At 57.6% G+C, this 18,314-nt stretch carries 17 protein-coding genes; 12 read left to right on the forward strand and 5 right to left on the reverse strand.

Annotated elements, in window-relative coordinates:
* Window positions 1-25: 25 nt before the first annotated feature.
* Entirely contained in the window at window positions 26-640 is a 615-nt protein-coding gene (locus RRU01S_RS04045) for an FMN-dependent NADH-azoreductase (RefSeq protein ID WP_045228982.1), read from the reverse strand.
* Between the two features lie 136 nt (window positions 641-776).
* Between RRU01S_RS04045 and RRU01S_RS04050 the strand changes: the two genes are divergently transcribed.
* On the forward strand, window positions 777-1,745 hold the full coding sequence (locus tag RRU01S_RS04050) for a LysR family transcriptional regulator (protein WP_045228983.1): 969 nt from the start codon (window positions 777-779) through the stop codon (window positions 1,743-1,745).
* A 148-nt stretch (window positions 1,746-1,893) separates the two neighbouring features.
* Complete coding sequence (gene ilvD / locus RRU01S_RS04055; protein ID WP_045228984.1) at window positions 1,894-3,729, forward strand: dihydroxy-acid dehydratase; 1,836 nt, start codon at window positions 1,894-1,896, stop codon at window positions 3,727-3,729.
* A 67-nt stretch (window positions 3,730-3,796) separates the two neighbouring features.
* Here ilvD and RRU01S_RS04060 read toward each other — a convergent pair whose 3' ends face one another.
* Window positions 3,797-4,330, reverse strand: a complete 534-nt coding sequence (locus RRU01S_RS04060; RefSeq protein ID WP_369346774.1) for a GNAT family N-acetyltransferase — start codon at window positions 4,328-4,330, stop codon at window positions 3,797-3,799.
* Window positions 4,331-4,416: 86 nt separating this feature from the next.
* Between RRU01S_RS04060 and RRU01S_RS04065 the strand changes: the two genes are divergently transcribed.
* Entirely contained in the window at window positions 4,417-5,094 is a 678-nt protein-coding gene (locus RRU01S_RS04065; protein ID WP_045228986.1) for an SDR family NAD(P)-dependent oxidoreductase, read from the forward strand.
* Between the two features lie 170 nt (window positions 5,095-5,264).
* The gene (locus tag RRU01S_RS04070) at window positions 5,265-6,254 is read left to right on the forward strand and encodes a serine hydrolase domain-containing protein (protein ID WP_045229002.1); all 990 of its coding nucleotides are present in this window, start codon (window positions 5,265-5,267) and stop codon (window positions 6,252-6,254) included.
* Here the strand turns inward: RRU01S_RS04070 and RRU01S_RS04075 are convergent.
* Window positions 6,251-6,604, reverse strand: coding sequence for a lysozyme inhibitor LprI family protein (locus RRU01S_RS04075; RefSeq protein WP_045228987.1), 354 nt, complete (start codon window positions 6,602-6,604; stop codon window positions 6,251-6,253). The two genes, RRU01S_RS04070 and RRU01S_RS04075, sit on opposite strands and share 4 nt — an antisense overlap.
* 167 nt (window positions 6,605-6,771) lie before the next feature.
* Between RRU01S_RS04075 and RRU01S_RS04080 the strand changes: the two genes are divergently transcribed.
* On the forward strand, window positions 6,772-8,178 hold the full coding sequence (locus RRU01S_RS04080; RefSeq protein WP_045228988.1) for a DegQ family serine endoprotease: 1,407 nt from the start codon (window positions 6,772-6,774) through the stop codon (window positions 8,176-8,178).
* On the forward strand, window positions 8,175-9,488 hold the full coding sequence (locus tag RRU01S_RS04085; RefSeq protein WP_045228989.1) for a replication-associated recombination protein A: 1,314 nt from the start codon (window positions 8,175-8,177) through the stop codon (window positions 9,486-9,488). Before RRU01S_RS04080 ends, RRU01S_RS04085 begins: the two co-directional genes overlap by 4 nt.
* Before the next feature lie 21 nt (window positions 9,489-9,509).
* On the opposite strand, the gene RRU01S_RS04090 is transcribed toward RRU01S_RS04085, so the two are convergent.
* On the reverse strand, window positions 9,510-9,833 hold the full coding sequence (locus RRU01S_RS04090; protein WP_045228990.1) for a DUF1883 domain-containing protein: 324 nt from the start codon (window positions 9,831-9,833) through the stop codon (window positions 9,510-9,512).
* A gap of 317 nt (window positions 9,834-10,150) precedes the next feature.
* Here RRU01S_RS04090 and RRU01S_RS04095 point away from each other — a divergent pair, with 317 nt between their 5' ends.
* The 4 genes from RRU01S_RS04095 (at window position 10,151) to RRU01S_RS04110 (ending at window position 15,407) form a co-directional block, all read left to right on the forward strand.
* Window positions 10,151-11,962, forward strand: a complete 1,812-nt coding sequence (locus RRU01S_RS04095; protein ID WP_045228991.1) for a methyl-accepting chemotaxis protein — start codon at window positions 10,151-10,153, stop codon at window positions 11,960-11,962.
* A gap of 427 nt (window positions 11,963-12,389) precedes the next feature.
* Entirely contained in the window at window positions 12,390-13,598 is a 1,209-nt protein-coding gene (locus tag RRU01S_RS04100) for an extensin-like domain-containing protein (RefSeq protein ID WP_045228992.1), read from the forward strand.
* 112 nt (window positions 13,599-13,710) lie between these two features.
* A complete protein-coding gene (locus RRU01S_RS04105) occupies window positions 13,711-14,649 on the forward strand; it encodes an ABC transporter ATP-binding protein (RefSeq protein ID WP_045228993.1) in 939 nt (312 codons plus the stop codon).
* Entirely contained in the window at window positions 14,646-15,407 is a 762-nt protein-coding gene (locus RRU01S_RS04110; protein ID WP_045228994.1) for an ABC transporter permease, read from the forward strand. The genes RRU01S_RS04105 and RRU01S_RS04110 overlap by 4 nt, the downstream gene beginning before the upstream one ends.
* Window positions 15,408-15,483: 76 nt before the next feature.
* Here RRU01S_RS04110 and tyrS read toward each other — a convergent pair whose 3' ends face one another.
* Entirely contained in the window at window positions 15,484-16,737 is a 1,254-nt protein-coding gene (gene tyrS, locus RRU01S_RS04115) for a tyrosine--tRNA ligase (RefSeq protein WP_045228995.1), read from the reverse strand.
* A gap of 147 nt (window positions 16,738-16,884) precedes the next feature.
* On the opposite strand from tyrS, the gene RRU01S_RS04120 reads away from it, so the two are divergent.
* Together RRU01S_RS04120 and RRU01S_RS26355 are read left to right on the forward strand one after the other, a co-directional pair.
* A complete protein-coding gene (locus RRU01S_RS04120; protein WP_045228996.1) occupies window positions 16,885-18,015 on the forward strand; it encodes an anhydro-N-acetylmuramic acid kinase in 1,131 nt (376 codons plus the stop codon).
* A gap of 3 nt (window positions 18,016-18,018) precedes the next feature.
* Window positions 18,019-18,314, forward strand: a 296-nt coding sequence (locus tag RRU01S_RS26355) for a GNAT family N-acetyltransferase (protein WP_045228997.1), incomplete at its 3' end; no start/stop codon positions are given.

The raw sequence follows: 18,314 nt of genomic DNA on the forward strand, positions 1-18,314 counted from the left end.
GTTGCGAAACGCCGCTTTTCCCATATCAGGCGGCTTTGGCCAGCTCTTCGACCTTGGCGGACGCAGCGGCAAGCGCCTTTTCTGCAGCTTCCGGACCGAAGGCAAGACCCTCGATGCGAACGACTTCAACGTCGGTCATGCCCATGAAGCTAAGAACGGTCTTGAGGTAAGGAACAGCATGTTCCAGAGGTGCTGCTGGACCTTCCGAATAAACACCTGCAGACGACAGAACGATGTAAACCTTCTTGCCGGTTGCGAGGCCAACTGGGCCGGATTCGGTGTAAGTGAAGGTCAGGCCGGCGCGGGCGATCACGTCGATCCAGGACTTCAGGCCGGAATAGATGTTGAAGTTGATGAGGCCGGTGCCGATGACGATAGTGTCGGCTTCGAGCAGTTCCTGGACGCGCTCGTCGGAATACTTGGCAGCGACAGCTTCTTCAGCGTTACGGTCATCTGGTGCCTTGCGAATGGCGGATGTCATTGTCGTGTCGAGGTGCTTGATCGGGTTCTGGCCGAGATCGAGATGCGTGATCGTACCGTTTGTCTGTGCCTGAAGCTTGGCTGCGAGGTCGCCAGCAAACTTGTTGGACAGCGATTCACCAGCGCGTGGGCTGGAGGTCACGAGAAGAATCTTCGACATTTGAAATATCCTTGTTTTCAATTTCGGAGGTCGGATGGGGCAGGGGAACCCAATCGTTGCCGCTTGTATCGGTCAATGTTGTCATCTAGAAAACTGTGATAATCTGGAAGTCACCTATCGAAAAACTGGATGGACCATGGAAGCCAACCCCACACTCGACCAATTGCAGGTGTTTCTCTCCGTCGCCGAAACCGGCAGCTTTTCAGCCGCGTCTCGCGCGCTGAACCGGGCGCAGTCGGTTGTCAGCTATACCATTGCCAATCTCGAGGCGCAGTTGGAAGTGACGCTTTTCGAGCGCAACGGCGTGCGCCAGCCCAAGCTGACGGAAGAAGGCGTGGCGATGCTGGAACATGCGCGCCGCATCGTCGCCGGACTTCAGGATTTGCGCGCCCGGGCCAAGGGTTTGAAGCAGGGGCTGGAAGCAGAGGTTTCGCTGGCCATCAGCACCATGGTGCCTGCCGAAGCGGTGGTCGAGGTGCTGCGGGATTTTCGTGTGCAGTTTCCGACCGTCACGCTGAACCTCAGTGTCGGCGAACTCGGCATGGTCATGGAGATGGTGCTGAACCGCAAGGCGGGCATTGGCATCGGCGGGGCCATGTTTCATCAGGACGATGGTCTTGTCATCGACAAGGTCGGCCATTCCTTCATGATTCCGGTTGCGGCGGCAGACCATCCGCTGGTGCGTCTGAACAGACCGTTGACCTTGGCCGACGTGCGCGAGGAGGTTCAGCTTGTCGTGACCGACACGTCGGGCCTGACCAAGGGCAAGGATTTCAACGTTCTGTCCTACAAGAAATGGCGGGTCAGCGATATCGCCACCAAATATCAGCTCATCAAGGGTGGGCTTGGTTGGGGCGGGCTTCCTGCATCCGTAGTGCGCAATGACATCATCAATGGCGATCTGAAAGCGCTAGAGCTTGATTCCTACGAGGGTGGCGAATACCCGCTTTATGCGTTGCGCAAGACGGACACGCCGTGCGGACCGGCGGCGACATGGCTGGTGGACGCATTTGAGCAGCGCCTATCGCAATGCCCCGATCACGAGACGTTCCTGGCCCACATCGCACCGAGCTATACGCCGGAGCGGCGAAACGCGGCGGAATAAACCGTACCGTACCGAACCGTACTGTTTTGCCGCAAGGTGACAGTGACAGGCGCGCGGCTTTGGAGTAAAAGCCTTGCAAAAGCGGAGAGCGGGGCAGTTTGCTCTGCGGGAGAAAGCCTTCGCGACAGACAAATCGAGGACTAAGCACATGCCAGTTTATCGCTCCAGAACGACAACCCACGGCCGCAACATGGCCGGTGCGCGTGGCCTTTGGCGCGCCACTGGCATGAAGGATGGCGATTTCGGCAAGCCGATCATCGCCGTCGTCAACTCGTTCACGCAGTTCGTGCCGGGCCACGTCCACCTCAAGGACCTCGGCCAGCTGGTTGCGCGCGAAATCGAAGCGGCGGGCGGTGTTGCCAAGGAATTCAACACGATTGCCGTGGATGACGGCATCGCGATGGGTCACGATGGTATGCTGTATTCGCTGCCATCGCGCGAAATCATTTCCGATAGCGTCGAGTATATGGTCAACGCCCACTGCGCTGATGCGATGGTCTGCATTTCCAACTGCGACAAGATCACGCCCGGCATGCTGAGTGCTGCCATGCGTCTCAACATTCCTGCCGTTTTCGTTTCGGGTGGGCCGATGGAAGCGGGCAAGGTCGTTCTGCACGGCAAGACGGTCGCGCTCGACCTCGTGGACGCGATGGTTGCTGCTGCTGACGACAAGATGACAGATGAGGAAGTCGACACCATCGAGCGTGCCGCATGTCCTACCTGTGGTTCCTGCTCCGGTATGTTCACGGCCAATTCGATGAACTGCTTGACGGAAGCATTGGGGCTGGCGCTGCCCGGCAACGGCTCGACGCTCGCCACCCACTCGGATCGCAAGCGGCTGTTCGTTGAGGCGGGTCATCTGATCGTTGATCTGGCGCGTCGCCATTACGAGCAGGATGATTATACCGTTCTGCCACGCTCTATCGCGACCAAGGCTGCTTTCGAGAACGCCATTGCGCTGGATATCGCCATGGGCGGCTCTACCAACACCGTTCTGCATATTCTGGCAGCGGCGCATGAAGGCGGCGTCGATTTCACCATGGAAGACATCGACCGCATGTCGCGGCGGGTGCCGTGCCTGTCCAAGGTCGCGCCTGCCAAGAGTGATGTGCACATGGAGGACGTTCACCGCGCAGGCGGTATCATGCGTATTCTGGGCGAGCTAGAACGCGGTGGGCTGATCAACACGGATTGCTATACGGTGCATGAGGCGACGCTGGGCGATGCCATCAACCGTTGGGATATCACCCGTACCAACAGCGAGAACGTGCGCCAGTTCTTCAAGGCAGCACCCGGCGGCGTGCCAACGCAGGTTGCTTTCAGCCAGTCTTCGCGCTGGGATGAGCTGGATACCGACAGCGATAACGGCGTCATCCGCTCGGTCGAAAAGCCTTTCTCGAAGGACGGTGGTCTGGCCGTGCTTTACGGCAACATCGCGCTGGATGGCTGCATCGTTAAGACCGCGGGCGTGGACGAATCCATCCTGAAATTCAACGGCACAGCCGTGGTTTATGAAAGCCAAGACGCAGCCGTGAAGGGCATTCTGTCCAACGAAGTCAAGGCGGGCGATGTCGTCGTTATCCGCTACGAAGGCCCCAAGGGCGGTCCGGGCATGCAGGAAATGCTGTACCCGACCAGTTATCTGAAATCAAAGGGGCTGGGCAAAGCCTGCGCCCTGATCACCGACGGACGCTTCTCCGGCGGCACGTCAGGCCTCTCTATCGGCCACGCGTCCCCGGAAGCAGCTCAGGGCGGCGCCATCGGGCTGGTGCGTCAGGGCGACCCCATCGAGATCGATATCCCCAACCGCACGATCAACCTTAAGGTTCCAGATGCGGAACTTGCAGCACGCCGCGCCGAACAGGATCAGCTTGGCTGGAAGCCAGCCGAACACCGCAAGCGCAATGTCACGACGGCGCTGAAGGCTTACGCGGCATTTGCGTCTAGCGCGGATAAGGGTGCTGTTCGGATTCTGCCGGAGTAAACCTGACATTCATCGTCATCCTCGGGACAAGCCCGAGGATGACGGTGAAAAGGACGTTATGCCTTCTTCACCGAACGTTTTTTAGCTCATAACGGCGCAGCGAAACCACCATCTTCCGCTGCCGGCAGAATGACTGCGTCCTCCCGACATCCCTGAACCCAAGCTTCTCCATCAAATGGCAAGATGCTCTGTTATCGCTGATGGGGTTGGCGTGAAGTGTTTTCATTTTCATCTGCGTAAACGCGTGGTCGATGATAAGGCGACTGGCGTCTTCGCCGTAACCTTTGCCCCATGCATTGCGAGCCAGCCACAGCCCGAATTCACCGGCGAGGCCAATGAGGCCGATCAGTTGGCCGTTATCGATGGCCCAAACGGGCAGATTGTTTTTCCGAAAGCGTAGTATCCTCGTTCGGGCGTCGTGCACCGTGAAGGGAGATGACGTGCGGAGCAGATTGCTCAGGACTAGCGGATCGTTGGTGATGCGGGCCAACGCCGGTGCATCCATGATGTCGAAAGGTCGAAGGATGAGGCGGCCCGACGCCAATTTTGGAACTGTTCTGTTTCCCTGTCGCATAGGTCGCAGCATGTTCCATATGGCCATGTATGCCAAGGGCGACTTTTCGCGCCGGAACTGCTTCTTCTCCAACACGTTGGCTGGGTAGTGATGACATCAGAACTGGACACGACATGAAACGCGCAATCGTGACCGGCGGGGCCGGGTTGATCGGCACCGGTATTATCGAGGCTCTGCTGAAGGGTGGTTGGACGGTGGCGTCGTTCGACATCAAGGAGAGTCGTACGAAAGCGCGGCACATTTCTTGTGATGTCGGCAACGAGACCTCGGTGAAGGCCGCCTTCGAACAATTGGGGTGGAAGGGGCTGGAGCTTCTCGTCAACAATGCCGGTATTGCCTCGCCGAACAATGGGCCGATCCATGAATTGTCTCTAGCCGATTGGCGCAAGGTGACGGATAGCCATCTGACCGGCGCGTTTCTGATGACGCGATCTTCGGTGCCGCTGATGGATGAGGGTGCCAATATCGTCAACATGGTCTCGACCCGCGCCTTTATGTCGGAGCCGGAAACCGAGGCCTATGCCGCTTCCAAAGGTGGGCTCGTGGCGCTGACCCATGCGCTGGCCGTCAGCTTGGGTCCCAAAATTCGCGTCAACGCGATTGCACCGGGCTGGATCACCGATGACACAGACCTTCGCAAGAAAGATATGGCGCAACACCCTGTTGGACGTGTTGGCAGACCGAACGATATCGCCGATGCGGTCACCTATCTGGCTGGGGCCGGTTTCATGACCGGTCAGGTGCTGGTTCTGGACGGCGGCATGACGAAGAAGATGATCTACGAGGAATGATCGGATCAGAAATCGATTCAGCAGGCTCGCAATTTGATTCCGATAATGGATGCAAAACCCTGATTTTGATTAGCATTTCGGTGTCCTCGGTTGCTTTGGTGAAAGTCACGATGGAGTGAAGACCCGCGTTTCACTCTTTTCTGTGCTGTTCCGCTCACTAAATCAAAATGATGAAAAGACGCACCGCACTCATCCTCATCGCCGCTTTGCCCTTCGCTTACTCCGCCCGCGCACAGTCCGGCGGGATCGGTCCCTTGCTGGAAAAAGCGGATGACTTGCAAAGTCTCAAGACCGTTATCGTCAGTATGGACGGCAAGGAGGTCGTGAGCCGAGCTTACCATGGGGCCTCTCTGAACGGTTCCACGAACATCAAGTCAGCGTCCAAATCCATCGTCTCGGCGCTGGTGGGCGTCGCCATCGACAAACAAATCCTGCAAGGCCCGGATCAGCCGATCGCCTCGATCCTGCGTAACGACTTTCCGCAGAATCCCGACCCACGACTGGAGCAGGTGACCATCGGCAACCTGCTCTCCATGCAATCCGGTCTGGAGCGGATGTCGGGGCCGAATTATGGGCGCTGGGTGTCCAGCCGCAACTGGGTGCGCATGGCGCTAGGCTCCGGTTTTGCCGGAGAGCCGGGCGGTGGCATGTTGTATTCCACCGGGTCCACACATCTTCTGTCGGCCATTCTCACCAAGGCGTCCGGTAAATCCACGCTAGCATTGGCGCGCGACTGGTTTTCGCCACTCGACGGCTTTTCCATCGGCTCGTGGGAGCGGGACCCGCAGGGCATCTATCTGGGTGGAAACCAGATGGCGATGACGGCGCGGTCGCTGCTTGCCTTCGGCGAACTTTATCGGCGCGGTGGGGTGACGCCGGATGGCAAGCGAATCCTCTCGCAAGGCTGGATCGACCAGTCGTGGAGGCAGCGCACCAATTCCGTCTTCAACGGTGACGGCTACGGCTATTGCTGGTTCATCAAGGAAATGGCTGGGGAACAGGTCTATTACGCCTGGGGTTACGGCGGGCAAATGCTCTACATTGTGCCGTCGAGAAAGCTCTCGGTTGTCATGACCTCACGCGAAGACGCGCCATCCGCCCGCACAGGTTATCGCGACGCGCTGCACGGGCTGATGGCTGGAATCATTTCAGTGGTTTAAAGCGGTCGGTTGATGTTTTGAAACGCTTCGCCGAGCTTCTTCATGCGCTCGTCATAGGATTTTGTCAGGCACTCGGTGTCTGCCGCGCAGGCTTCGCGGGTTTTCAGCCACTCGCTCTGTTCGGTGCGTAAAGTGTCACGCGCGCCCATGGCCATCAATTGTGTGAGAATATCGAAGGTCGTTGCCATACGCACGTCCTGGTCGTTCAAGGCGCGGTTTTCGCAGACGGTCTTTTCGTCAGCTTTCAGGTCTGTCTTGGTGCAATCGAAGCTGGCGGCGCCGACGGGCGAGCCATGGGAATATGATGCGACAACAAGGAGGGCGGCAAGAACGTGTTTCTTCAAATGCATGTGGATCTCTTTTCCAGAACCGGGCTTTATATGGCGTCTAAAGTCCCGACGGCTGTATCTTGTTCCATTGTCGTGTTTTGACCTATGGCCCGTCATTATCTTGCCGCCCTTTGATTTATAGGCTCAGGCGTTATAACTCCATCATATTGATGAGGATGAGGAATCACATGCCAAGCATGTTGAAGTATCTAACCACCGGCCTTCTGGCGACAATGCTGGTTATGCCGATCCCCGTACAGGCGCAGGACAGCAAAACCGTGCCTGCCAGCACGGCGGAAATGCAGCTTTCCTTTGCGCCGCTGGTCAAGCGCACAGCGGGTGCCGTCGTGAACGTCTATGCCGAGCGCATGGTGCAGAAACGCGGCTCGCCCTTTGCTGGCGACCCCTTCTTCGAGCAGTTCTTCGGGCAGCAATTGCCCAACCGCACGGAAAAACAATCATCGCTCGGTTCCGGCGTTATCGTTACCGCTGGCGGACTGGTCGTGACGAACAATCACGTCATCGATGGTGCCGATGATATCAAGGTGGCGCTGGCCGATGGCCGGGAGTTTTCCTCCAAGGTGCTGCTGAAGGATGACCGCATCGATCTTGCAGTTCTGCAGATCGACGCCAAGGAGCAGTTCCCGGTTCTGTCGCTTGGCAACTCGGACGCGACCGAAGTGGGTGATCTCGTGCTTGCCATCGGCAACCCGTTCGGCGTGGGGCAGACGGTGACGAGTGGTATCGTTTCGGGACTGGCGCGCAACCAGGTCACACAGGGTGATTTCGGCTTCTTCATCCAGACGGATGCATCCATCAACCCTGGCAACTCCGGCGGCGCGCTGATGAACATGGCAGGTGAGCTGATCGGCATCAACACGGCCATCTTCTCGCGCGGTGGCGGCTCCAACGGCATCGGTTTTGCCATTCCGGCCAATCTGGTGCGCGTCTTCCTGGCTGCGGCCGAAAAGGGTGACACGACCTTCCAGCGTCCTTATGTGGGTGCGTCCTTCGACCCGGTGACATCGGAAGTGGCCGAGGCACTTGGCCTCAAGCGCGCTCGCGGTGCGCTCGTCGTCGGTGTGGTCAAGGATGGACCTGCTGAGAAGGCGGGCATCGAACCCGGACAGGTGGTGACGGCAGTCAACGGTATCGAGGTGGAGCACCCCGATGCGCTGGGCTATCGACTGACCACAGCCGGTATCGGCAAGTCTGCCACCATCACCCTGATCGACAAGGGCAAGGAGAAAAACGTCACCATTGCGCTTGATACCGCACCGGAAACCGCACCACGGGATGAACGCCTGTTGGAAGGACGCAATCCTTTCGCTGGTGCGACGGTTGCCAATCTCTCGCCCAAGCTTGCGGACGAATTGCGGATGTCGACCAGCACGACCGGTGTTGTGATCATGGACGTGAAGCGCAATTCGCCAGCGGCGCGGGTCGGTTTCCAGCCAAAGGACATCATCGTTTCGCTGAACGGGGCCGATATGGCGTCTACGGCAGACGTGGAAAAGGCGCTGGAAGACAATCCCGGCTTCTGGCGTCTTGAGATCATTCGCGACGGTCAGCGCATCCGGCAATTCCTGCGATGAGCGGCGATCTCTTCGCCCCACAGATTCCAGCAGAGGTCGCCAACCGGCGGCCTTTGGCAGACCGGCTGCGCCCGACCACACTTGCCGAGGTTACGGGCCAGCCGCATCTGACGGGCGACGAGGGCGTTCTGCGCCGCATGATCGAAAGCGGCTCTTTGGGCTCCATGATTTTCTGGGGACCACCGGGCACGGGCAAAACGACGGTTGCTAGGCTGTTGTCGGGTGAGGCGGGGCTGGCCTTCGAGCAGATATCGGCGATTTTTTCCGGCGTGGCCGATCTCAAGAAAGTGTTCGAGGGTGCGCGCACCCGGCGCATGAACGGTCGGCAGACCTTGCTGTTCGTAGACGAAATCCATCGCTTCAACCGTGCCCAGCAGGACAGTTTCCTGCCGGTGATGGAGGACGGCACCATCATCCTTGTGGGTGCGACCACAGAGAATCCATCCTTCGAGCTCAACGCTGCTCTTTTGTCCCGCGCACGGGTGCTGACCTTCAAGTCGCATGACGAGGAAAGCCTTGCCGAGCTTTTGACCCGCGCCGAAAGTGTCGAGGAAAAGCCGCTGCCGCTGACGGACGACGCGCGCGCCTCGCTGATCCGGATGGCCGATGGCGATGGCCGCGCCGTTCTGACCTTGGCTGAAGAGGTCTGGCGGGCCGTGCGCAAGGACGAGACCTTCGATACGGAAGGCCTGACCCATATCGTCCAGCGCCGGGCGCCTGTTTATGACAAGGCGCAGGATGGTCATTACAATCTGATTTCGGCGCTGCATAAATCCGTGCGCGGGTCCGATCCCGATGCCGCGCTGTATTATCTGTCGCGCATGCTGGATGCTGGAGAAGACCCGCTCTATCTTGGGCGGCGTCTCGTGCGCATGGCGGTGGAGGATATCGGCCTTGCCGACCCGCAGGCGCTGGTCATCTGCAATGCCGCAAAAGATGCCTACGATTATCTCGGCTCGCCCGAGGGTGAACTGGCCTTGGCGCAGGCCTGCATCTATCTGGCGACGGCACCCAAATCCAATGCCGTCTACACGGCCTATAAAGCAGCCATGCGGGCAGCGAAGGAAAACGGCTCGTTGCTGCCGCCGAAACATATTCTGAATGCTCCGACCAAGCTGATGAAGAGCGAAGCCTACGGCGATGGCTATCGCTACGACCACGATGAGCCCGACGCCTTTTCAGGGCAGGATTATTTTCCAGAGAAAATGGGCCGCACGACGTTTTACGACCCGCCAGACCGCGGCTTCGAGCGGGATATCCGCAAACGTCTGGATTGGTGGGCGAAGCTACGTCGTGAGCGCAACGGGTAGTAATCCGCTATCCGCACAGGCTTAAGCCGGCACGGCTGACTTCTCACGCAGAATCGCCACTGCGCGTGGCGGTAATATTTTCACAGCTGACTCGGCAAGATCGTGATGACCTTCGCAATCCACGATGAGATGCCATTGAGACGTTTCAGGGATGGTGACGCGCAGCGGTGATGTCTTGGCGACACCGCCCAGATATTTGAAATCGAGCATTTCGACGAAACGCATATAATTGCCCGACGTCATCAGCCGGACATTGTTGACCGCGTTCAGCGATACCTCGATGATTGCGCCGGCGCGCAATTCCTTCAGGTCGTAATGGGTAAAGCGGAAAGCTGGCGTAGCCATGGGTTACCCCGTCAATGGTCGATGTGTCCCATAAGGCTACGCGTGGATGATTAACGCTTCCTTTCGTTTCGGCCTTTTAGCAGCGGTCAAAAGTATTTTTATGAGACTATATTTGTTTTTTGATAGTTATTTTATGTTTTTCTCGAAATATTCAATTTAGAAAAATTTTTAACAATGTCGTTGCATCGGATTCCGCTTTATTATTTGTCGTAGTCGGATATCTTGTTTATCTTAGCAACCTCTAATTGCGGTTTATACCTCATCAATATTTATCCCTTATCATTTTACGACGTTGTAACAAATGGGGGGTGAACAACATGAAGCATATGACGATTTCGATGCGCCTATACGCGCTGGTCGCGCTATTTCTAGTGATCATGGCTGGTGCACTTACATCGAGCCTGCTTGGTAGTTACCAGGGGTTGGAGCGGGAGCGGAAGGCGGGACTGGAATCCTTGACGCAGACGGGCGTCGGTATTCTTGACCAATATTATCGCATGGAGCAAAGCGGAGCTTTGACGCGAGATGCGGCCCAGCAGCAGGCAAAGGCAACCATTGCAGCCATGCGCTATGAAAATGGCAGCGGCTATTTTTGGATCAACGATATGGGTCCGAAAATGGTCATGCACCCGATCAAACCAGAAATGAACGGCACTGACCTCAGTGGCAATAAGGACCCAAACGGCAAGCACTTGTTTGTCGAGTTCGTCAATACGGTCAAATCGGGCGGAAAGGGTTTTGTCGACTACTACTGGCCGAAGCCCGGCTCGCCTGACCCCGTCGAGAAGTTTTCGCACGTTGCGGGCTTTGCGCCTTGGGGCTGGATTGTCGGCACCGGCGTCTATGTGGATGATCTGAAGGCCACCTTCTGGGCAGAGGCACTCTGGATTGCCGGTCTTTGCGGGTTGAGCGCCATCATCGTTCTGGCTGCTGCGACCTTTGTGGTTGGTGGTGTGACCCGGCCGATCACTCGTCTCAAGCAGAGCATGAGCAGCATTGCCGATGGGGATGGCAACGCCGAGGTGCCGTTTATCGATCGCCGCAATGAAATCGGCGGAATGGCCAATGCACTTCTGGTTCTTCGCAACTCCGTCAATGAGCGTGGCCAGTTGCAAATCCGCGAAGCGGAGCAGCAGCGCGCCTTTGAGGAAACGCGTCGCAGCAATGAAGAGGCGTTGCGATCGGCGTCCGATCAGCAGGCCCATGCCATGGCCGAACTTGCCCATGCGCTGGAACGCCTTGCCAAGGGTGATCTCACGGTCCAGGTCGGTGCGATCGGTCACGAATACGAAAAGCTGCGCAGCGATTTCAACAGCGCGGTGAGCGAATTGCACACGGTCATCGGTGCGATCGCCCGTACCAGCCACGTCGTCAACGACAGCGCGGCCGACATCAGCCAGGCCACCGGCAACCTCTCAAAGCGTACCGAACAGCAGGCCGCCGCGCTGGAACAGACGGCGGCCGCCCTGGACGAGATCACTGCCACCGTGCGTACCGCATCCGAGCGTGCCAATGAGGCGCGGCAGATGGTAACGGAAACAAAGACCAGCGCTGGCCGCTCCGGCGATATCGTGCGCAATGCCGTCGATGCCATGAACCGGATCGAGGAATCGTCCAAGAAAATCGGCCAGATCATCGTCGTCATCGATGAAATCGCGTTCCAGACCAATCTGCTTGCTCTCAACGCCGGCGTGGAAGCTGCGCGTGCCGGGGAGGCTGGTCGTGGTTTTGCGGTGGTGGCGCAGGAAGTGCGCGAACTGGCGCAACGCTCTGCCAATGCTGCAAAGGAAATCAAGGTTCTCATCAACAGCTCTGCCGAACAGGTCGGGGGCGGGGTGTCACTGGTACGCTCCACCGGTGATGCGCTGGATGAAATCATGGTTCTGGTCAACCGCGTCGATGGGCACGTCAACACGATTGCCACGACATCGCGTGAACAGGCCACTGGCCTTCACGAGATCAACACCTCCGTCAACCACATGGACCAGATGACGCAACAGAACGCGGCGATGGTGGAGGAAACGACGGCAGCCAGCCAAACGCTTGCAGAAGAAAGCCGCCAACTCCGTTCGCTTCTTGAGCGCTTTCAACTCGGTGACAGCGGGCAGGGCATGTCGCGTGCGGCTTGATCTCCATATCACACCTTATAGACGGGCGCTGCTCTGCGGCGCCCGTTTTTCGTTGTGGGACGTGGCTTCGCGAAAATTTGAGGCCGCCACAATATTTCACGCACAAGCTTTAATTTTTCCTCATTTTCACTCGTATTAGTTTTGCATTCTGACTTTTAATCGATGTTATAATCGGGAGGAAAGAAAATGGCGTCTTCGCCGTTGGCGGAATTGTCCAGCTCCAAAGCCGCTTCTCAGACTGACGAATTGCGATTGTTTCCGCTGAAAAGGCCGGGCACCGATGTATGCCCGGCCTTTTTGCGTTCTGCGCATGCAAGCATTTGTCCCTCAGTTTACCTGTAACCGCACATACGGTTCGTTTACCAAATTTCTTTAAGATTTGACTCAACTGCCGCGCTTTGCGGCCGCTGAAGGTGCAGGTTCTGGTATGGCGTATGTTTCCCTTCCGCGTCGCGTTGTGACGTTGTTGATGATGTCCACGGTAATCGTGTCGTGCTCTGCAGACAGCCTTGTGCCGCCCGCCGAGGTGGATGGATCCACTCGGGTGAGTTCTATCAGGTCGTCCCATCAGCAGAACTACAGTGCGCCCTCGGCCCCACGCGCTCAAAGCCAGCCCACCAACGATTACGCGCCTCTGTCGCAGCCGATGCCTGCCGAGGTAACGCCGTCTCGTGATCCGTTGTTGCAGGCCGGTCCGGGCGAGCAATATTCGACGCTGGATGCCCAGCAGCAGCGCCTTGGCGGTGGGGATGCTACTGTTGCCCCGCAGACTTCCAGCGAGATGGCGGAGGGCGAGGGTGGCGTCAACATGGACGACGGATTGGGTGTCGCCCCGGTTCGTGGTCTTGCCGAAGAGCAGGATATGGAAGTCTCTGGAGCCCAATCCAGCCACCCGATGGTTGACGAGGCGCAGAGCCAGATGCCGATCTCTCCCGCGCCGCGCCGGCAGCCTACGGGTCAATCTCGGCTTATTCCACCACCCGGTGAAGGGCAACGTCAGCGCCAGCCGGTGCAGGATGTGGCAATGCTGATGCCGGATAACCCGACGCAGGAACGCCGTATGTCGTCTCCGCCGGGCATGATGCCGCAATCGGAAGTGTCGTGCCGTTCTGAGTTGCGCAGGCTCGGCGTGGCGTTCCGCGATGTCGCGCGTGTTTCCGATGGACCGACCTGCGGTATCGATTATCCCATCGAGCTCTCCGGCCTTGCCAGCGGTGTGGCGATCCGCCCTGCCGTCAAACTCAATTGCCAGGTTACGCTTGCTTTCGCCAAATGGGTGAAGTTCGAACTCGTTCCTTCATCCCGCTTCCGGTATCTGTCGGGCGTCGAGCGCATCACGCCGATGGGCGGTTACTCGTGCCGCAAGATGAATTCGCGCTCCAGCAACCCATGGTCGGAACATGCGCGTGGCAACGCCATCGATATCGGCACCATCACGTTGAAAAACGGCAAGGAAATCGACGTTCGCTCAAAGAGCATTTTCGCATTCCGTGAGAAAGGCCTTCTGAAAGCGGTACGCAGCGATAGCTGCAAATATTTCTCAACGGTGCTTGGCCCTGGAAGCGACCCCAGCCATTGGAACCACTTCCATTTCGATTTGCGCACGCGCAAATCCGGCTATCGCCATTGTAGTTGAGCATATCTGGCTCAGCTTCGGTCTAAATGGAGTATGATATCGCGGCGGGGATGGCTTTTAAGCAATCTGGAACCTATATGCTGTCCAGCAAGATTGTGTTGAAAGATGTCCGATGAATTCCCCCCAAACGCCAATCGTCTCCATCCAGAACCTCACAAAGTCCTACGCCAATGGCTTTCAGGCACTCAAGGGTGTCACGCTCGATATCTACAAAGGTGAAATCCTTGCTCTGCTCGGACCAAATGGTGCTGGCAAGACCACGCTGATTTCCATCATCTGCGGTCTAGTCAATCCCGGGCAAGGCCGTGTGCTGGTGGGCGGGCACGATGTCGTCGTTGATTTTCGTAAGACGCGTGAGCTCATCGGTCTCGTGCCGCAGGAACTGACGACCGACCAGTTCGAGACCGTTTGGAACACGGTGTCTTTTTCACGCGGACTGCATGGCAAGAAGAAGAACCCTGATCTTATCGAGAAAATTCTAAAATCTCTTTCGCTCTTCGACAAGAAGGACAACATGCTGCGCGAGCTTTCCGGCGGCATGAAGCGACGTGTTCTGATTGCCAAGGCACTGGCGCACGAACCGCAAATCCTGTTTCTGGATGAGCCGACGGCGGGCGTCGACGTCGCCCTGCGGCGCGATATGTGGAAAGTGGTGGCGGACCTGCGCGCCACCGGCGTCACCATCATCCTCACCACTCACTACATCGAAGAAGCCGAAGAGATCGCCGACCGCGTCGGCGTTATCAATGGCGGTGAGTTGCTTCTGGTGGAAGACAAAACCGCCCTGATGCAGAAGCTCGGCCGCAAGCAGCTTTCGCTGGAGTTGATCGAGCCGGTGAAGGTCCTACCCGACAGTCTTTCCGGTTTTCATCTCTCGCTATCGGAAGACGGCAGCTGCCTGACGTATGAGTATGAAGGCAGTGGTGAGCAGAGCCGAATCGCCGATCTGCTGGCGGCGCTGTCTGCTGCGGGCATTCATTTCAAGGATATTTCGACACGCCAGAGTTCTCTCGAAGATATTTTCGTGGCGCTGGTGGGAGGTCAAAAATGAACTTCGAGGCAATCAAGTCCATCTACCTGTTCGAAATGGCCCGCACGCGCCGCACATTGTTGCAAAGCGTGGTGTCGCCGGTCATTTCGACATCGCTCTACTTCATCGTGTTCGGCACGGCCATCGGCTCGCGTATTCAGGAAGTCGATGGCGTGTCCTATGGCGCGTTCATCACGCCGGGCCTTATCATGCTGACCTTGCTCACGCAGTGTATCAGCAACGGCGCCTTCGGTATCTATTTCCCGAAATTCACCGGCACGATCTACGAAATCCTGTCCGCGCCCGTGGCCATGACGGAGATTCTGGCGGGCTATGTCGGGGCCGCCGCGACCAAGGGGCTATTGATTGGCACGATCATCCTCATCACGGCGTCGTTTTTCGTTGACGTTTCGATTGCCCATCCGTTCATGATGATATTGTTCTTCGTGCTCACGGCCATCAGCTTCAGCCTGTTCGGCTTCATCATCGGCATGTGGGCCACGAATTTCGAACAGCTCAACCTCATTCCTATGCTGGTCGTGCCGCCGCTGACATTCCTTGGCGGAAGCTTCTATTCCATCAGCATGCTGCCGCCCTTCTGGCAGACGGTCAGCCATTTCAACCCGGTGCTCTATCTCATCAGCGGCTTCCGCTGGAGCTTCTACGAGATTTCAGACGTCAATCCTCTGCTCAGCCTCGGCATGATCGCGGTCTTCCTCGCGGCATGCTTGGGCGTAATCGGCTGGATGTTCAAGACGGGTTACAAGCTGAGAAACTGATCTCTTCATTGATCATCAAAACGAGAAAAGGCAGCCCAGAGGCTGCCTTTTTGCATGTGGTTGGCTGCTCGAAGCCTTAAACAGGCCGCACCAGAATGTGCTTCTTCTTGCCCAGCGACAGCTTGATCACGCCATCTGCCGTGACTTCACCAGCACCGATAACCTGACGCTCATCCGAGATAGCATGGTCATTGATCTTGACCGCACCACCCTGAACGTGGCGACGCGCTTCGCCGTTGGACGTCGCAAGACCGGCGCGTACGATGAGCGAGAGAAGGCCGAGGCCTGCTTCGAGTTCGCCCTTCGGTACGTCGATGGAAGGCAGATTGTCGGCCAGCGCACCCTCTTCGAAGGTTTTGCGGGCGGTTTCTGCGGCCTGTTCCGCATTGTCGCGGCCATGCAGCATGGCGGTGATTTCGGTCGCGAGGATTTTCTTGACCTCGTTGATCTCGGAACCACCCAGTGCCGAAAGGCGCGCAATCTCATCCATTGACAACGTAGTGTAGAGCTTGAGGAATCGCGAAACGTCAGCGTCCTCAGTGTTGCGCCAGTATTGCCAGAAATCGTAAGCTGGCAGCATATCCGGGTTCAGCCAAACGGCACCGTTCATGGACTTGCCCATCTTCGCACCGGACGACGTCGTCAGAAGCGGCGAGGTCAGTGCGTAGAGCTGCGGCGTTCCCATGCGGTGACCGAGATCGATACCGTTGATGATGTTGCCCCACTGGTCGGAGCCGCCCATTTGGAGGCGGCAGCCCGTGCGCTTGTTCAGCTCCACGAAATCATAGGCCTGAAGGATCATGTAGTTGAATTCGAGGAAGGACAGCGACTGCTCGCGATCCAGCCGCGTCTTGACGCTTTCAAACGACAGCATGCGGTTGACCGAGAAGTGACGGCCGACATCGCGCAGGAATTCGAGGTAGTTGATATCGCGCAGCCAGTCGCCATTGTTGATCATCATCGCGGGCGTGGTTGCGCGGTCATAGTCGAGGTAATTGGCGAACACGCGTTTGATCGAGGCGATGTTGCTTTCGATGGTGTCGACCGTCATCAACTGCCGGGCCTCGTCCTTGAACGAGGGGTCGCCGACCATGCCGGTGCCGCCGCCCATCAGGGAGATCGGCTGGTGGCCGGTCTTCTGCATCCAGTGCAACATCATGATCTGGATCAGACTGCCCACGTGAAGGCTGGGCGCGGTCGGATCGAAGCCGATATAGGCAGTCACGGTTTCCTTGGCGAAGAGTTCATCGAGACCTGCCTCGTCAGAGACCTGGTGAATGAAGCCGCGCTCATCGAGCGTGCGGAGGAAATCGGACTTGAACCTGGACATAACCTTTTTCTTTCTGGTTGGGTCTTCTGCTCACTGAAATGCCAGTGAATGCCGCGCCTTTAGCATTGTTTTTTGAAAAGTGCACCCGTTTGCGCCATGAATATCGGCAATCGATAACAAGATGATTCCATCTGGCAGGAGAACGACATGGGCGAGATCAGAACGGCGCTAGGGCTGATGAGCGGCACGTCCATGGATGGCATCGACATCGCGCTTCTGCGCACCGATGGCGAAAGCATTGTTCACCACGGCCCGAGCGGATATTTTCCCTACGACCAGCAGCTGCGCGCGACATGGCAAAAGGCGCTGGTCACAGCCAAGGCTATCCGTCAGCGCGATGAGCGCCCCGACGATCTGGGTGAGGTCGAGCGCAAGCTGACGCTGGCGCATGCAGCCGCGGTGAAATCCTTCCTCCACCGTCACGGTTTGAGTGCGCAGAACATCGACTTGATCGGTTTTCACGGCCAAACCGTGCTGCACCGCCCGGATGATGCGTTGACGGTGCAGATCGGCGATGGTCCGCTTCTGGCAGAAGAAGTCGCCATAGATGTGGTCTATGACATGCGCGCCAATGACATGGTACACGGCGGGCAGGGCGCGCCGCTGATCCCCATCTACCACGCAGCACTGGCTGCCAATTTGCCAAAGCAGTTCGAAAAGCCTGCGGTTTTCGTCAATATCGGCGGTATTTCGAACCTGACCTATATTGGTGAAAGCGGCACACTCGCAGCCTTCGACAGCGGCCCCGGCAATATGTTGATCGACCAGTGGATCGAGGCGCATACCGGCAAGGCTTATGACAAGGGTGGTGCCACGGCTGCTCGCGGTGCGGTCGTGCCGTCACTGGTGTCGCGCTATATGGAAAGCCCGTTCTTTTCCGCGAATATCCGCCGCTCGCTCGACCGCTCGGATTTTATGCCGCCTGCAAAGGGCGAGGTTTCGCTGGAGGATGGTGCGCGGACGCTGGCGCATCTTACCGGTGCGGCCATTATCAAATCTGCGAGCTATCTGCCGGAGGGGGCGAAGACCTATGTTGTTTGCGGTGGCGGACGGCTGAACCCGGTTATCATCGCTGAGTTCGCTGAGCAGGCGGCGAAGCTGGGTGCGAAAGTAATCGCAGCTGAGGAGGCTGGTTTTGATGGCGGGGCGATGGAGGCGGAGGCGTGGGCGTATTTGGCCGTGCGGTCGCTGAGAGGGTTGCCGTTGACTTATCCTGGGACGACGGGGGTGAAAGAGCCGGTAACGGGCGGGGTTTTTGTGCAGCACGGGAAGGGGTGACATATGAGCCAGTATGTTATTCTTGAGACGCCGCGGCTACGTCTTGTCATGTGGGAGCTGAGCGACAGTCATTTGATCCAGCAACTCCACGCAACAATCGAAACCACGCGCTACCTTTCTGGTGCTGCACCTTGGAGCATTGAAAAAGCTCAGGAGCGTCTTTCGACTTGGTTCGACGAGCATGCCAAATACGGCACCACGAAATACAAGATATTATCCCGCGCGGACGGGTGTTTCATTGGGAGAGCGGGATTCTCGATTCATGATAGAGACACTCATGAGCGACCGAGAATGCCGCT

Origin of the sequence: Agrobacterium rubi TR3 = NBRC 13261 (assembly GCF_000739935.1) — a bacterium.
Classification (GTDB): domain Bacteria; phylum Pseudomonadota; class Alphaproteobacteria; order Rhizobiales; family Rhizobiaceae; genus Agrobacterium; species Agrobacterium rubi.

Bases quoted from the DNA above. Each gene is read 5' to 3' on its own strand.
- RRU01S_RS04080 (WP_045228988.1), top strand. From the start codon at position 6,772: ATGCCAAGCATGTTGAAGTATCTAACCACCGGCCTTCTGGCGACAATG.
- RRU01S_RS04060 (WP_369346774.1), bottom strand. From the start codon at position 4,330: ATGGCCATATGGAACATGCTGCGACCTATGCGACAGGGAAACAGAACA.
- RRU01S_RS04100 (WP_045228992.1), top strand. From the start codon at position 12,390: ATGGCGTATGTTTCCCTTCCGCGTCGCGTTGTGACGTTGTTGATGATG.
- tyrS (WP_045228995.1), bottom strand. From the start codon at position 16,737: ATGTCCAGGTTCAAGTCCGATTTCCTCCGCACGCTCGATGAGCGCGGC.
- RRU01S_RS04095 (WP_045228991.1), top strand. From the start codon at position 10,151: ATGAAGCATATGACGATTTCGATGCGCCTATACGCGCTGGTCGCGCTA.
- RRU01S_RS04065 (WP_045228986.1), top strand. From the start codon at position 4,417: ATGAAACGCGCAATCGTGACCGGCGGGGCCGGGTTGATCGGCACCGGT.
- RRU01S_RS04070 (WP_045229002.1), top strand. From the start codon at position 5,265: ATGAAAAGACGCACCGCACTCATCCTCATCGCCGCTTTGCCCTTCGCT.
- RRU01S_RS04090 (WP_045228990.1), bottom strand. From the start codon at position 9,833: ATGGCTACGCCAGCTTTCCGCTTTACCCATTACGACCTGAAGGAATTG.
- RRU01S_RS04075 (WP_045228987.1), bottom strand. From the start codon at position 6,604: ATGCATTTGAAGAAACACGTTCTTGCCGCCCTCCTTGTTGTCGCATCA.
- ilvD (WP_045228984.1), top strand. From the start codon at position 1,894: ATGCCAGTTTATCGCTCCAGAACGACAACCCACGGCCGCAACATGGCC.
- RRU01S_RS04120 (WP_045228996.1), top strand. From the start codon at position 16,885: ATGGGCGAGATCAGAACGGCGCTAGGGCTGATGAGCGGCACGTCCATG.
- RRU01S_RS04045 (WP_045228982.1), bottom strand. From the start codon at position 640: ATGTCGAAGATTCTTCTCGTGACCTCCAGCCCACGCGCTGGTGAATCG.
- RRU01S_RS04085 (WP_045228989.1), top strand. From the start codon at position 8,175: ATGAGCGGCGATCTCTTCGCCCCACAGATTCCAGCAGAGGTCGCCAAC.
- RRU01S_RS04110 (WP_045228994.1), top strand. From the start codon at position 14,646: ATGAACTTCGAGGCAATCAAGTCCATCTACCTGTTCGAAATGGCCCGC.
- RRU01S_RS04050 (WP_045228983.1), top strand. From the start codon at position 777: ATGGAAGCCAACCCCACACTCGACCAATTGCAGGTGTTTCTCTCCGTC.
- RRU01S_RS04105 (WP_045228993.1), top strand. From the start codon at position 13,711: ATGAATTCCCCCCAAACGCCAATCGTCTCCATCCAGAACCTCACAAAG.